General features: G+C 68.9%; 14 protein-coding genes and 1 pseudogene. 6 read left to right on the forward strand and 9 right to left on the reverse strand.

The window, feature by feature from the left end; genetic code table 11:
- Positions 1-28: 28 nt before the first annotated feature.
- From IEZ15_RS07570 to IEZ15_RS07595, 6 genes are all read right to left on the reverse strand, one after another.
- Positions 29-631: a hypothetical protein gene (locus IEZ15_RS07570; RefSeq protein ID WP_189275190.1), complete on the reverse strand. Its 603-nt coding sequence runs from the start codon at positions 629-631 to the stop codon at positions 29-31.
- Positions 632-812: 181 nt separating this feature from the next.
- Positions 813-1,580: a succinate dehydrogenase iron-sulfur subunit gene (locus tag IEZ15_RS07575; RefSeq protein WP_114246211.1), complete on the reverse strand. Its 768-nt coding sequence runs from the start codon at positions 1,578-1,580 to the stop codon at positions 813-815.
- A complete protein-coding gene (sdhA, locus tag IEZ15_RS07580) occupies positions 1,580-3,340 on the reverse strand; it encodes a succinate dehydrogenase flavoprotein subunit (protein ID WP_114246212.1) in 1,761 nt (586 codons plus the stop codon). Before sdhA ends, IEZ15_RS07575 begins: the two co-directional genes overlap by 1 nt.
- Positions 3,341-3,369: 29 nt before the next feature.
- Positions 3,370-3,846 carry a succinate dehydrogenase hydrophobic membrane anchor subunit gene (locus IEZ15_RS07585; RefSeq protein WP_114246213.1) on the reverse strand — a complete coding sequence of 159 codons (477 nt, stop codon included), beginning with the start codon at positions 3,844-3,846 and terminating at the stop codon, positions 3,370-3,372.
- 5 nt (positions 3,847-3,851) lie between these two features.
- Positions 3,852-4,232, reverse strand: coding sequence for a succinate dehydrogenase, cytochrome b556 subunit (gene sdhC / locus IEZ15_RS07590; protein WP_093900148.1), 381 nt, complete (start codon positions 4,230-4,232; stop codon positions 3,852-3,854).
- A gap of 207 nt (positions 4,233-4,439) precedes the next feature.
- On the reverse strand, positions 4,440-4,967 hold the full coding sequence (locus tag IEZ15_RS07595) for a 2-oxo-4-hydroxy-4-carboxy-5-ureidoimidazoline decarboxylase (protein ID WP_114246214.1): 528 nt from the start codon (positions 4,965-4,967) through the stop codon (positions 4,440-4,442).
- Between the two features lie 301 nt (positions 4,968-5,268).
- On the opposite strand from IEZ15_RS07595, the gene IEZ15_RS07600 reads away from it, so the two are divergent.
- The 3 genes from IEZ15_RS07600 to IEZ15_RS07610 all read left to right on the forward strand — a co-directional run bounded on the left by IEZ15_RS07600 (position 5,269) and on the right by IEZ15_RS07610 (position 8,510).
- Entirely contained in the window at positions 5,269-6,873 is a 1,605-nt protein-coding gene (locus IEZ15_RS07600) for a beta-N-acetylhexosaminidase (protein ID WP_114246215.1), read from the forward strand.
- 122 nt (positions 6,874-6,995) lie between these two features.
- Positions 6,996-7,793, forward strand: coding sequence for a DUF4328 domain-containing protein (locus IEZ15_RS07605; RefSeq protein WP_189275192.1), 798 nt, complete (start codon positions 6,996-6,998; stop codon positions 7,791-7,793).
- Between the two features lie 135 nt (positions 7,794-7,928).
- Entirely contained in the window at positions 7,929-8,510 is a 582-nt protein-coding gene (locus tag IEZ15_RS07610; RefSeq protein ID WP_114246217.1) for a hypothetical protein, read from the forward strand.
- A gap of 47 nt (positions 8,511-8,557) precedes the next feature.
- Here IEZ15_RS07610 and IEZ15_RS07615 read toward each other — a convergent pair whose 3' ends face one another.
- A complete protein-coding gene (locus IEZ15_RS07615) occupies positions 8,558-8,836 on the reverse strand; it encodes a hypothetical protein (RefSeq protein ID WP_114246218.1) in 279 nt (92 codons plus the stop codon).
- Between the two features lie 278 nt (positions 8,837-9,114).
- Here IEZ15_RS07615 and IEZ15_RS07620 point away from each other — a divergent pair, with 278 nt between their 5' ends.
- From IEZ15_RS07620 to IEZ15_RS44505, 3 genes and pseudogenes are all read left to right on the forward strand, one after another.
- Complete coding sequence (locus tag IEZ15_RS07620; protein WP_189275194.1) at positions 9,115-10,821, forward strand: sensor histidine kinase; 1,707 nt, start codon at positions 9,115-9,117, stop codon at positions 10,819-10,821.
- Positions 10,822-10,895: 74 nt separating this feature from the next.
- Complete coding sequence (locus IEZ15_RS07625) at positions 10,896-11,549, forward strand: response regulator transcription factor (RefSeq protein WP_189275196.1); 654 nt, start codon at positions 10,896-10,898, stop codon at positions 11,547-11,549.
- Positions 11,550-11,744: 195 nt separating this feature from the next.
- Positions 11,745-11,928, forward strand: a pseudogene (locus tag IEZ15_RS44505) (IS1380 family transposase); the annotation flags it as partial.
- Positions 11,929-11,989: 61 nt separating this feature from the next.
- On the opposite strand, the gene IEZ15_RS07630 reads toward IEZ15_RS44505, so the two are convergent.
- Both IEZ15_RS07630 and IEZ15_RS07635 read right to left on the reverse strand, forming a co-directional pair.
- Positions 11,990-12,211: a DUF397 domain-containing protein gene (locus IEZ15_RS07630; RefSeq protein WP_189275198.1), complete on the reverse strand. Its 222-nt coding sequence runs from the start codon at positions 12,209-12,211 to the stop codon at positions 11,990-11,992.
- Positions 12,192-13,046: a helix-turn-helix domain-containing protein gene (locus IEZ15_RS07635; protein ID WP_189275200.1), complete on the reverse strand. Its 855-nt coding sequence runs from the start codon at positions 13,044-13,046 to the stop codon at positions 12,192-12,194. Before IEZ15_RS07635 ends, IEZ15_RS07630 begins: the two co-directional genes overlap by 20 nt.
- Positions 13,047-13,110 lie beyond the last annotated feature (64 nt).

Below are 13,110 nucleotides of genomic sequence, written 5' to 3' on the forward strand. Positions count from 1 at the left end.
GCCGGCGGCGGGCCGTCCCTGCGGACCGTCAGATGCTCATCGCGCGCGCCGTGTTGAGCTGGGCCATCACCATGGGGAAGGTGTCCGGGCCCATCGCCGGGATCATCGTCGAGTGGTGCCTGCCGCCGCTGGTCACCGAGACCTGGATGAAGCCGGTCGTCTTCTTCTCCTTCATCAGGAGGAAGAGCAGACCGACCAGGCAGAGCAGCGCGAAGACGATCGCGAGCACGATCGCGACCGTCGGGATCTTCTCCTCGGTGCGTGACAGGTCCGTGGCCGTCCACACGGCGCCCTTGAGCGGCATCGTGCCGGCCGGCGTCACGATCTGGTCGTTCATGACGGTGATGTCACCGAACGTCAGCATCGGTACACCGCCGCCGGGCAGTGCCCCCGGCTGCTGCGGGAAGCCGTAACCGGGCATGGTCGGCTGAGCCGCCTGGCCCTGCGGGTAGCCGTAACCCGGGCCGGGCTGGGCCGCGGACTCGGGCAGCTGCTGCGGGTAGCCGTAGGCCGGCGTGCCCGAACCGGGCAGACCGTGCCCCTGGCCGTCCGCGACGGTGGGCGGATTGCCCGGCTGCTGGGGAGGGCCCCACTTGTATGAGTCGTCCGCGTACGGATTCGGATCGCTCAACGTTCCCCGCTTTCGATCAAGCCTGTGCGCCCCGCGCCTTGCTGCGCCGGAGGCGGCGAACCGGTGTCCGGTTCCGCATGACCGTACCGGCAAGACCCGAGCGGTGCAGCAAGAGGCCCCGATTCCCGCAGTGTTCGTGCGGAAAACGGGGCCTCGGATGCAACTGGTGCTCCGGTGGCGGTCAGAAGCGGCGCGTGATCAGCGCCCGCTTGACCTCCTGGATCGCCTTGGTGACCTCGATGCCACGCGGGCAGGCGTCCGTGCAGTTGAAGGTGGTGCGGCAACGCCACACACCGTCACGGTCGTTGAGGATCTCCAGGCGCTGCTCGCCGCCCTCGTCGCGCGAGTCGAAGATGAAGCGGTGCGCGTTGACGATCGCCGCCGGGCCGAAGTACTGGCCGTCGTTCCAGAACACCGGGCACGAGGACGTGCACGCGGCGCACAGGATGCACTTGGTGGTGTCGTCGAACCGCTCGCGGTCCTCGGCGGACTGCAGACGCTCGCGGGTCGGCTCGTTCCCCTTGGTGATGAGGAAGGGCATGACATCGCGGTACGCCTGGAAGAACGGGTCCATGTCGACCACGAGGTCCTTGAGGACCGTGAGGCCCTTGATGGCCTCGACCGTGATCGGCTTCTCCGGGTTGATGTCCTTGATCAGCGTCTTGCAGGCGAGCCTGTTCTTGCCGTTGATCCGCATCGCGTCGGAGCCGCAGATGCCGTGCGCGCAGGAGCGACGGAACGTCAGCGTGCCGTCGACGTCCCACTTGATCTTGTGAAGGGCGTCGAGAACACGCTCCTTCGGGTCGATCTCGATCTGGAAGTCCTGCCACTGGGCCTCGTCGGAGACCTCGGGGTTGAAGCGGCGGATCCGGAAGGTGACCGTGATGTACGGGGAGGCAGGGGACGCCGAGGGGTCGGTCCCCACCTTGTCCATGGTCGGGGTAGCCATCAGTACTTACGCTCCATCGGCTGGTAGCGGGTCTGGACGACCGGCTTGTAGTCGAGCCGGATCGACTCGGTGCCGTCGTCGGCGACCTCGCGGTACGCCATGGTGTGGCGCATGAAGTTGACGTCGTCGCGGTTCGGGTAGTCCTCGCGGTAGTGACCGCCGCGGGACTCCTTGCGGGCCAGCGCGGAGGTCGCCATGACCTCGGCCAGGTCGAGCAGGTTGCCCAGCTCGATGGCCTCCAGGAGGTCCGTGTTGAACCGCTTGCCCTTGTCCTGGATGGACACGTTGAGGTAGCGCTTGCGCAGCTCGGCGATCTTGTCGACGGCCGTCTTGATGGTCTGCTCGGTGCGGAACACCATCACATTGGCGTCCATGCACTCCTGCAGCTCCAGACGGATCGTCGCGACCCGCTCGGTGCCCGTCGAGTTGCGCAGCCGCTCGACCTGGTCGACGACCATCTGCGCCGGGTTCTCGGGAAGCTCGACGAAGTCGTTCTTCGCGGAGTACTCGGCGGCGGCGATGCCCGAGCGGCGTCCGAAGACGTTGATGTCGAGCAGCGAGTTGGTGCCCAGACGGTTGGCGCCGTGCACGGAGACACACGCGACCTCGCCGGCGGCGTACAGGCCCGGGACGACGGTGGTGTTGTCGGCCAGCACCTCGCCCTCGACGTTGGTCGGGATGCCGCCCATGGCGTAGTGCGCGGTCGGCTGGATCGGAATCGGGTCCGTGTAGGGCTCGATGCCGAGGTACGTACGCGCGAACTCGGTGATGTCCGGGAGCTTGGCGTCCAGCTGCTCCGGCGGCAGGTGCGTGAGGTCGAGGTAGACGTGGTCGCCCTCGGGGCCGCAGCCGCGGCCCTCACGGATCTCCGTGTAGATGGAGCGGGACACGACGTCACGGGACGCGAGGTCCTTCATGACGGGCGCGTACTTCTCCATGAAGCGCTCGCCGTCCTTGTTGCGGAGGATGCCGCCCTCACCACGGGCGCCCTCCGTCAGCAGGATGCCCATGCGCCAGATGCCCGTCGGGTGGAACTGGAAGAACTCCATGTCCTCCAGCGGCAGGCCGCGGCGCCAGGCGGCGGCCTGGCCGTCACCGGTCAGGGTGTGCGCGTTCGACGTCACCTTGAAGAACTTGCCGGTGCCGCCGGAGGCGAAGATGATCGCCTTCGCCTGGAAGACGTGGATCTCGCCGGTCGCCAGCTCGTACGCGACGACGCCTGCGGACTTCTTCAGCCCGGTCTCGGGGTCCTCCTGGAGCAGGAGGTCCAGGACGTAGAACTCGTTGAAGAACTCCACACCCTCCTTGACGCAGTTCTGGTACAGCGTCTGGAGGATCATGTGGCCGGTGCGGTCGGAGGCGTAGCAGGACCGGCGGACCGGGGCCTCGCCGTGGTTACGGCTGTGGCCGCCGAAGCGACGCTGGTCGATCCTGCCCTCGGGCGTGCGGTTGAACGGCAGGCCCATCTTCTCCAGGTCGAGAACGGAGTCGATGGCCTCCTTCGCCAGGATCTCGGCGGCGTCCTGGTCGACCAGGTAGTCGCCGCCCTTGATCGTGTCGAAGGTGTGCCACTCCCAGTTGTCCTCTTCCACGTTGGCGAGCGCGGCGGCCATGCCGCCCTGCGCGGCGCCCGTGTGGGAGCGGGTCGGGTAGAGCTTGGTGAGCACGGCGGTACGGCTGCGCTTCGTGGACTCGATGGCCGCGCGCATACCGGCGCCGCCGGCGCCGACGATGACGGTGTCGTACTTGTGGATCTGCATGATTTCCTCTGGTCCCTCTGGCCCGGCGCCTAGCGGATGTTCGGGTCGAAGGTGAAGATCACCAGCGTGCCCAGCAGGACGGTGAACACCGTGGCGGTGTACAGCAGCATCTTCAGCCAGAAGCGGGTGTTGTCCCGTTCGGCGTAGTCGTTGATGACCGTACGGAGGCCGTTGGCGCCGTGCAGCATGGCCAGCCACAGCATCGCCAGGTCCCAGACCTGCCAGAACGGCGAGGCCCAGCGGCCCGCCACGAAGGCGAAGCCGATCTTGGAGACGCCGCCGTCCAGCACCAGCTGGATCAGCAGGTGGCCCAGGACCAGGACGACCAGGACGATGCCCGACAGGCGCATGAAGAGCCAGGCGTACATCTCGAAGTTGGTGCGCGAACCCTTGGGGGTCTTGCCGGTCCGCTTGCGCGGCGGCTCGATGACCGGGGCCGGGTGGTCGACGTCGTAGAGGCTGACGCCCTCGACGGAACCGATCGCGGCGGAGGACTCGGTGGACATTGGCCTCAGCTCCCGAAGACTTCGCGTACGGCGTGGCCGAGGACGGGGTACAGGGCCCCGACCATCAGCACGACCCAGACACCCACGACGGACCAGAGCATCTGCTTCTGGTAGCGCGGGCCCTTGGCCCAGAAGTCCACGGCGACGATGCGGAGACCGTTCAGCGCGTGGAAGAGAATGGCGGCCACCAGGCCGTATTCGAGGAGCGCGACGATCGGCGTCTTGTACGTGGCCACGACATCGTCGTAGGCCTCGGGGGAAACGCGGACGAGAGCGGTGTCCAGGACGTGAACGAACAGGAAGAAGAAAATGAGGACACCGGTGACTCGATGAGCCACCCACGACCACATGCCTTCCCGGCCGCGGTACAGCGTTCCAGCCGGCACGGAAGAACCCTCCGGGAGCGGGGATTGGGGCCGGCCGGCTTGACTGTCGGTCTGACCCGGCCGGGTACGGTCCACCGGCCCCGGCCATCGTAGCGACGGTTTGTCGGTTCGTTCGCGCGGGGGCCTCTGGTGTGATCAAAGTGGCAATCAAACAGGCACGGACGGGCTAGAACGGACTGGTTGCCAGGGCTGACCGGAACCGTTCCGTTATGAACCCGATACCAGCTCGATGATGCGGCCCCGGGCGAGTCGCCGCATCTCGTCCGCGGTGACCACTCGCTCCTGGTCGGGGTCGTGGGCCAGCCTGGCCCGGATTCCGGCGAGCACCTGGTCCGGTTGTTCGGCGGGTTCGAATCCGTCCAGGCAGATCACGAAGACATGGCCGAAGCGGCACTCGTACGCTGCGTGCGCGGCCCGGAGTGCGAGATGGGCGGAGTGCGGCGCGGCGGGGTGCAGTCCGGGGGAGACCTCGGCGGCGAGTGCCTCGGCGAGATCCGGCGGGGGCAGGTCATAGCCCGCCTCGTCGGCGGCGGCCAGCAGTGCGTCCAGGTCGGGGTAGGGGCGGTGGGCGGCCACCCGCCCGGCCCAGCGCCGGCTGCCGAAGCAGTCCAGCAGGGCGGCCTCGGCCTCGGCGGACGGTGCGGTGTTGAAGCGGTCGAGTTCCGGGGCGGCGGCCCGGCCCTGCGCCGGTCCGGAGTTCTGGACGGGTACGGCCCTCCGGGTGGCCGGTCGCAGCAGTCGCTTCGGGAGGCCGGCGTGGGACTCGCTGGACCTGGACAGCGTGGGCTCCTCGAATCAACGGCATCTGTGAACCTGGAATGGGGCGGGACGGGTGAGACCAGGCGGATGCAGGGTGAAGGGAGAGACGAATGTGCCTCAAAGGTAGCGAGGCCGGGCAACGGTCGTCCGACAGATGCGCGAACTTCACCCGGACGGGAGAGTTTCGGAACGTCTGATGGACCGTATCGCAGGAGATTGCCCGGCTATCTCCTGACTTATGCTCTATTTCCCCATCGATACCGGAGGATTCTGACCGATGTCGCCCTCACGCGGCGCTCTTGTGGCCGGTGCGCTCCTCACCGCGGCGGCTGCCGCGACGATCGCCGTCGTCGTCTGGCCGGAAAGCTCCGACAGCGGACTCGCGGGGGAGTCGGGGTCCCGCACTCCCTCGCGCTCCTCGGCCGCCCCCTCGCCGACCCGGAGCTACCCGCTCTCCACTCCGCCCCGCACCATCCCCGCCGTACGCGAGCACATTGCCGCCCGCGGTCCCGGCTGGCGGCCCGGCCCGGCCGCCGGGGTCGTCATCGCCGACGGCAGCGGGACGCTCGCGGACGAGGGGCAGCTGCTCGCCGAGGAACTGAAGATCCACTACCGGGGTGACGTCCCCGCCCGCGCGGGCGATGTGGAGCTGGCCCTCACTCCCGGCAAGGGCACCCCGGAGTCGTACACCCTCAGAACGCACGACGGACGAGTCACGATCAGCGGCCCCGACCAGGCCGGCGTCTTCTACGGAACCCGAACCCTGAAACAGTCGGTGCGCGCCGATGGCGACATGCCCGAGGGCGAGGTGCGCGACCGCCCCGACCGGCCGCAGCGCGGCCTCAACCTCGACATCGCCCGCAAGTACTACACCGTCGCCTGGATCGAGGACCGGCTGCGCGAGATGGCCGACCTCAAGCTCAACCAGCTCGGCCTGCACTTCTCCGACGACCAGGCGTTCCGTATCCAGTCCGACACCCACCCCGAAGTGGTCTCGCCGCAGCACCTCACCAAGGCGGAGGTGCGGCAGATCCTCGGCCTCGCGGGCCGGCTGCACATCGAGGTCGTCCCCGAGATCGACTCCCCCGGCCATCTGGGCGCGGTCCTGCGCGCCCACCCCGACCTCCAGCTGCGCAATGTGTCGGGTGTGCGCTCGACCGGATCGCTCGACATCTCCGATCCGGGGGCGGCCAAGCTCATCGATGAACTCCTCGGCGAGTTCACCGAGCTGTTCGGCGGCCGGTACTGGCATCTCGGCGCCGACGAGTACCGCGCCCTGATGGTGAAGGACCCGGCCGCCTCGTACCCGCAGCTGCAACGCGCCGCCCAGCAGAAATACGGACCACAGGCCGGCATCAAGGACCTCGCCACCGGCTGGCTCAACGACCGCGCGGCGGTGGTCCGCCCGCACGGCAAGCAGCCCAAGGCCTGGAACGACGGCTTCTTCCGCGACGGAGTCGTCCACGCCGACAAGGACATCGAGGTCGAGTACTGGACGGGCAAGGAGTACGGCGCCCGGCTGCCGGAGGAGTATCTGGCCGAGGGCCGGCGCGTGGTGAACCTCAACGACGAGTTCCTCTATTACGTACTCGGCCAGCCCAACAACTTCGTCTACCCCACGGGCAAGCGGATCTACGAACAATGGACTCCGCTCGTCCTGCGCGGCACCCAGCCGGTCCCGGCGCGCTACTCCGGCCAGATCCTGGGCGGCCGGTTCGCGGTCTGGGGCGACCTCCCGAACGCGCAGACCCCGGCGCAGGTGGCGCAGGGCATCCGGATGCCGCTGCGAGCGACGGCCCAGAAGCTGTGGGACCCGGGCAAACCGGCGCTGAGCTGGGATCAGTTCCGGGCACTGGCCGCGCGGATCGACGGGGTGGGCTGAGCGGGGCGGACCGGATTCCCCGTGGACAGGGGGGTGGGCAAGGGTTACGTTCGGCCGCGCGCTCCGGGGGAGGGGCGCGCGTTCTTGCGTTCCTCGCTCAGAATCCTGGGGGGTTCCACATCGTGCTGTGCTCCACCTGCCGTCTCAGACCGCCGGTCACCGCGGACGGACACTGTCTTCTCTGCGCCGGACCGGCCGGGGCGGCGGCACCGGGGCCGCCGGTCCCGGCCTTCGTCGCTCCGCAGCAGTATCTGCGCTCGCCGGACGGGCTCGCGAAGGCCGTCGTCATTCTGCTGGCCGTCGTCGCCGTGGCCGACCTGCTCGCCGTGGCAGCGGGGCTGAACATCCGCCGCCTGCTCGCCGACGGGCTGGAGAACGACTTCGCGACGTACGACGACGCGGAGGCGACCCTCGCGGACAATCTCTACGGGTCCGCCGGTGTGCTGCAGGGTGTGATGACCCTGGCCACCGGCATCGTCTTCATCATCTGGTTCCGGCGCGTGCGGATGAACGCCGAGGTGTTCGACCCGAGCGTGCAGCCGATGTCGCCCGGCTGGGCGGTCGGCGCCTGGTTCGTCCCGGTCGCCAACCTGGTGCTGCCGCGTCGGATCGCGGGTGGCATCTGGACCGCGAGTGCCCAGACCAACACCGACGGCAGTTGGCGCACGGTCCCGGCCACCCCGATGAATCTGTGGTGGGGGGCGTGGGTCTGCTCACTGGCCTTCTCCTGGGTCACGTCCCGGCAGTACATGAGGGCCGAGGAGACGCAGGAGATCATCGACGCGGCGGGGCTGGTGATGGTGTCCGACGCCCTCGACATCGTGGCCGCGGTGCTCGCGATCCTTTTCGTACGCAAGCTGACCCGGATGCAGGGGGAGCGGGCGGCCCTCGGCGTGTATCCGCTGGGAGTCCAGGGGTAGCGGGACGTGCCCGCTGAGCGATGCTATTCGGTCTCCCCGGTGACGCTTTTGAGCCATCCGGCGCTGAACGCGGTAACTGGAAGTGCCCCGTCCCCGTGCACGCACGCACGGGGGCACGGCCGACGGGAGACGCCGATGAGCCTGCTGGAACTGATCGCCGCCGCCGACGAGCGGGGGCTCGCCGCGAGCGCGGTCGCCTGCCTCGACCGCTGCCTGCCGCAGCCCGCCGACGGGGCCGATCCGGATCCGCTGCGCCCGCTCTGGTCGGGGTGCGCGGACGGCTCCGTGTGGCCGGACCGCTTCGCGCAGGTGCGCGCGGCGCTGGATGCCGCGGCCGATACGGAGGGGGCGGCGCCACAGATCCGGAGGCTGCTGGGCGAGGTACCCGTGGACCGGGCGGCGCCGGAGCTGCGGGAGTGGGCGGATGCCTGTTCGCTTGCCGCGCTGGAGATCCACCGGCGGTTCGACATGCCCGGCGGTGACACGACCGCTCACGATACGGACCTGCTGCGGCGCTGCCGTACGGGCGACCTGGAGGGCGGCGGCCCACTGGTCACCGGTGAACTGCGCCGTCAGATCCAGATCCTGGAAACCCTCGCGGAGACCACGGACACGGTGGGCAGCGGTGCCGCCCTGCGCCGGGTGGTCGACCTGTCGACAGAGGGCCGCCGGGTGCTGCGCGCGGTGGTGTCGCGCCAGGCCCGCGGCCGGGCCTGACCCGAGGGGCTCCGTTCCGTGAGTGAAGGAGGCAGGCGGCCCGAGTGCTACGGGGCCAGGGTCAGCCCGATCCGGATCCCGGTGGGTGAACCGAGCGCCGACGCCCCGTAGAACAGGCCGGTGTCGGGCTTGATACCCGAGGTGCTGGTGTTGTCGATCTGCAGGATCGTGCCGTTGCCGGCGTCCTCGCCGATCGCGATGTCCGCCCGTGCGTAGCCGGAGAGGTCCGTCAGCGACACGGACGAGCCGAGCCGGTCGTCGAACACGCGGCCGCGACCTGGCGGAAGACCTTCGGCCATCACCCGCTGTTCGCGTTCGTCGACCACGGCCGGGCGGGGTCCGGCGAGCCCGTCGGCGCTCTGCTGCGGCCGGGGTCCTGTGGGCGGCCGACGGATGGCGGGCCGCCGCGCCAGGTTGGACTTTCGTCGTTGGCCGTCGCGACCAATGGCCGGCGCGGAGCGGGTTGAGAGGGTCTTAACGTGGCCGGGTGACTCGTGTGGAATCTACGGCCCTCAAAGCATCGGCTCGCCAGGCACTGGCGGCGAGGCTGCGTTCGGCGACCCTGCGGCTGGCCGCTTTGGGCAGGGCTCTCTTGGCTCCCGGAATGTGGTCTCCGTGGCGCATCGTGGGCGAATCGCTGCTGAGCGTAGCGTTCGGGTTGCTGGGAGCAGGTCTCGCGGCCCTGGACCAAGGCGGCACCGTACGGATCGCTGCCGCCGGGCTGGCGATCGCAGCGCTGTCACTTTTGCGCCGGACGCTGCCCGCGACCGTGCTGCTGGTGACCGCCGTCGGCTCTGTCCTGTTCGGCGCTCTCGCTCCGTTGGTCCTTGTCGCCGCCTGGTCGGCGGGGCGGCGGATCGACGGGGTCGGCAAGGCCGTCAGTACCTTCGCCCTCGCATACGTACTCAACCTCGGCCTGGCAGTCGTGCAGGCGCTGCCTCACCTCTCACTGCCCCGCTTGGTCTTCGGCGTCCTGTGGCCGCTGGTCGCGATCATCGTTCCCGGCCTGGCCGGCCGCTACCGGGCGCAGCAACATACGCTGACCGACACGCTCCGGGAGTACGAGGCCCAGCAGCAACGCGAGCGCGCGATGATCGCCGGACAGGCCCGGGCGCGGGAGCGTCAGCGCATTGCGCAGGACATGCACGACAGCCTCGGCCATCAGCTGGTGCTCATCTCGGTGCACGCGGGCGCGCTGGAGGTGGACCGCGAGCTGACCGGACGGCAGCGGGAGGCAGTGGGGGTGCTGCGCGAGGCGTCGGTGGCCGCGATGCACGAGCTGCGCGAGGTGGTACAGGTGATGCGGGACAGCACGGAGGCCCCCCACCAGGACCGCACCACCCCAGGCGTCGCGGCTGCGGCGGCGGAGGACACCACGACGCTGTCGCGCGGGGTGGCGGGCATCGAGGGCCTGGTAGGGACGTCCCGGAGCGCGGGCGCGGCCGTGGAGCTGCGGCACTCCGGCGAGCCGTGCCCGCTCCCCCCGACCGCCGATCACGCGGCGTACCGCATCGTTCAGGAGGGCCTGACCAACGCCCACAAGCACGCCCCGGGCGCCCCGATCACCGTCGAGCTGCGGTATGAGCCGGACTCGCTGGTCGTGGAGGTCGCCAACGGACCCGCAACCGGGACGACGGACAACGGCCGGGGCGTGGTGAGCGGCGGCCAGGGGCTGACCGGGCTCGGTGAGCGGACCCGGCTCATCGGGGGCCTGGCGCACGCGGGCCCGACGGCGGACGGCGGCTTCCGGCTGGCGGGTGTGCTGCCGTACACATCGCCGGAAGGCCGTGTCCCGAGCCCCGAGCCCGGCAACGTGACGACGACGTTCGTTGATCCAACGAACACCTTTTGGCAGCAGCCCCCGGGGGACTCCTTGGACGAGGGTGGTCCCGTCATGAACGGGAACGGTCTGAAGGAGCTGGCCAAGGCAATGAGCAGGAAGAACGGAAGCGGCATAGCCATCGGCTGCGGGATGGTGGTACTGATTTCTCTGCTGCTGGTGATCGCCGCCGTCGGCGTCGGGGGATACGTCCTCCTGAACAAGGCGGAAAAGGCCAGGATCGAGCCGAAGCAGTACGACGCGGTGAAGGTGGGCCAGTCCGAGGCAGAGATCCGCAAACAGTTGCCCAAGGAGAACTCCTTCGTGACCGACGGCCTGGAAGTGGGTGCGCCGCCCGTGCCCAAGGGCGCGAAGTGCCTCAGCCTGACTTCCACGGAGTCCAGCAACGATCCGGATATGGAGCTGGTCTTCCGGTTCTGCTTCAAGGACGGCAAGTTGACCGAGAAGAAGTCCTTCGAGGTGAGGAACTGAGAAGTAGCGGGCGCTCGATCAGGGATGATGGCGAGTGACCGCAGGTAGACGCTCAAGGACCGCGCAGGGGAGTCATGATCAGGGTTCTCGTCACGGATGACGAGCCGCTCATCCGGGCAGGCGTCAGGATGATTCTCTCCTCCGCCGACGACATCGAAGTCGTCGCCGAGGCGGGGAACGGCCGTGAGGCGGTCGAACTGGCCCAGACCCGCCGCGTGGACGTCGTGCTGCTCGACATCCAGATGCCGGTCATGGACGGACTGACGGCCCTGGCCGAGCTGCACCGGACCGTGCCTGACACGCGGGTGCTGATCCTGACAACCTTCGGGGAACAGCAGAACGTACTGCGCGCCCTGACCGAGGGCAGCGTGGGCTTTCTGCTCAAGGACTCGGCGCCCGCGGAACTCATGCGCGCGGTCCGGGCTGCCGCGGCCGGAGACGCGTACCTGTCGCCGGGTGCCACCCGCCGCGTCGTGGACTCGTTGGCGTCCAGCCAGAGCGCCCACCGTGCCGAGCGGGCCCGCCGCCGGCTGGACGCGCTGACCAACCGCGAGCTGGAGGTCCTGGCGCTGCTGGGTGAGGGCCTGTCCAACGCGGACGCCGGTCAGCGGATCCATATGAGCGAGGCCACGGTCAAATCGTACGTGAGCCGGATCCTGAGCAAGCTGGACTGCGAGAACCGAGTGCAGGCCGCACTGCTGGCACGAGACGCCGACCTGGGAACCTGACCACACCACTCGATGACGTTGATGCACAGCCCGCTGCGGGTGGATCTCAACGGACAGGTCCGGGCCTTATTCAGCTCGTGCTTTCATGAGCCTGCTCGTCCATGCCTTGATCAAATAAGTGGAGAGTGCTTCTGACCTGCAACGATGGGACTTGTCTAGGGTCCTGTTGGCTGCACGGAAAGAAGCACTCTCCAGGTGAGCAAGCGTATCGGGTTGTATCCGCGTGTCCGCGTCGAGGGCGGTGGCGGCGGAGTGGTCTCGCAGGCCAGGGTCGGTACTGCTGGTCGAGGCGGTCCGTAAGTCCGGCCTGGACACCGCGATATCGGCGGCAATGGCGCCGTGGCGCAAGCCGCGGACCGTGCACGACCCGGGCAACGTGCCCATGACCAGGGGTGGTCATGGGCGCGGCTTCCCGGGCGACAGGGCGTTTCGGGCTGGTCCTACGCAGATCGGCGGCCGGGCGCGCCCTTGAGGGACGCGACGAACGACGTCCAGGCGGGGGCCGTGACCGTGAGGACCGGGCCGTGGGTGAGCTTGGAGTCGCGGACGGGGACGATGCCTGCGAGGCTGTCGGCGACCTCCACGCAGTCCCCGCCATCGCCGTTGCTGTGGCTGCTCTTGCGCCAGACTGCCGTGCTCAAGTCAATCCCGTTGCTTGCCATTTCGGTGATCCTCAGCCGCTTGCTCGATCAGGGCGAGGGACGCCTCCGGCGGCAGTGCGGCGGCCCTGAGTCGATCGTATGCCTTGCGGTACTGCTTCACGAGGGCCGGATCGTCGATGGTGTCACCGCTGTACTGCGCCTCCGTGCAGACCGGGGGCGGGGCGTCGGGGAAGGTCATGATCTTGGCGGTGCCCAGCATGAGAGGGTGTGGCCCGCAGTTCCACGGAAGGATCTGGGGAACGATCCGGCGGCGCATTGCCAGCGCCGCGATGCGCTCCAGCTGTTCGGCCGCCTGAGCCGGTGGCAGAATCGGCTGGCGCAGTAGCGACTCGGGCAGGATCGCCCAGTATTCCGGGGTTTTGTGGTCGTCCTCGAAGAGGCTGGCCCGTGCCATCCGGGCGGTGACCTTCTCTTCCACCTCGTCGTCGGGCGCCAGCGGGTGTGCCGCCCGGACCACCGCCCGCGCGTACGCGTCCGTCTGCAGCAGGCCGGGAATCAGGGTCGGGCACCACTCCTCGATGGTCTCCGCGTGCTTCTCCGCCTCCAGCACGCGCTCGAAGTAGCTGGCGTGGCCTCGCCTCTTCGCCTTCCGTACGTCCTCGCAGCGGCGCTGGAAGAAACCGTCGGTATCCAGCGTCCGGTCCACGTGCTCGGCCAGTTCGGCCGGCATGCGGCGCTGTCCGCGTTCGATCTCGCTGAGGTGGCTGAGGCCGTAGAAGCTGCCCTCCACCAGTTGTTGGAGGGTCAGTCCGGCTTCCTCCCGTTTCCAGCGCAACTCCTTGCCGTAGAAGGTGGGGACGCTTGCCGACCCGTCGATGTCCTTGCGCTGTCCCATCGTTCACCGCCATTGGTGTCGTGCCGCCCGTTTCACGGCGTGTTCGCCCGAGTCCCGGGGATTC

The organism is Streptomyces atratus (assembly GCF_014648655.1).
In the GTDB taxonomy this organism is placed as follows: Bacteria; Actinomycetota; Actinomycetes; order Streptomycetales; family Streptomycetaceae; genus Streptomyces; species Streptomyces atratus.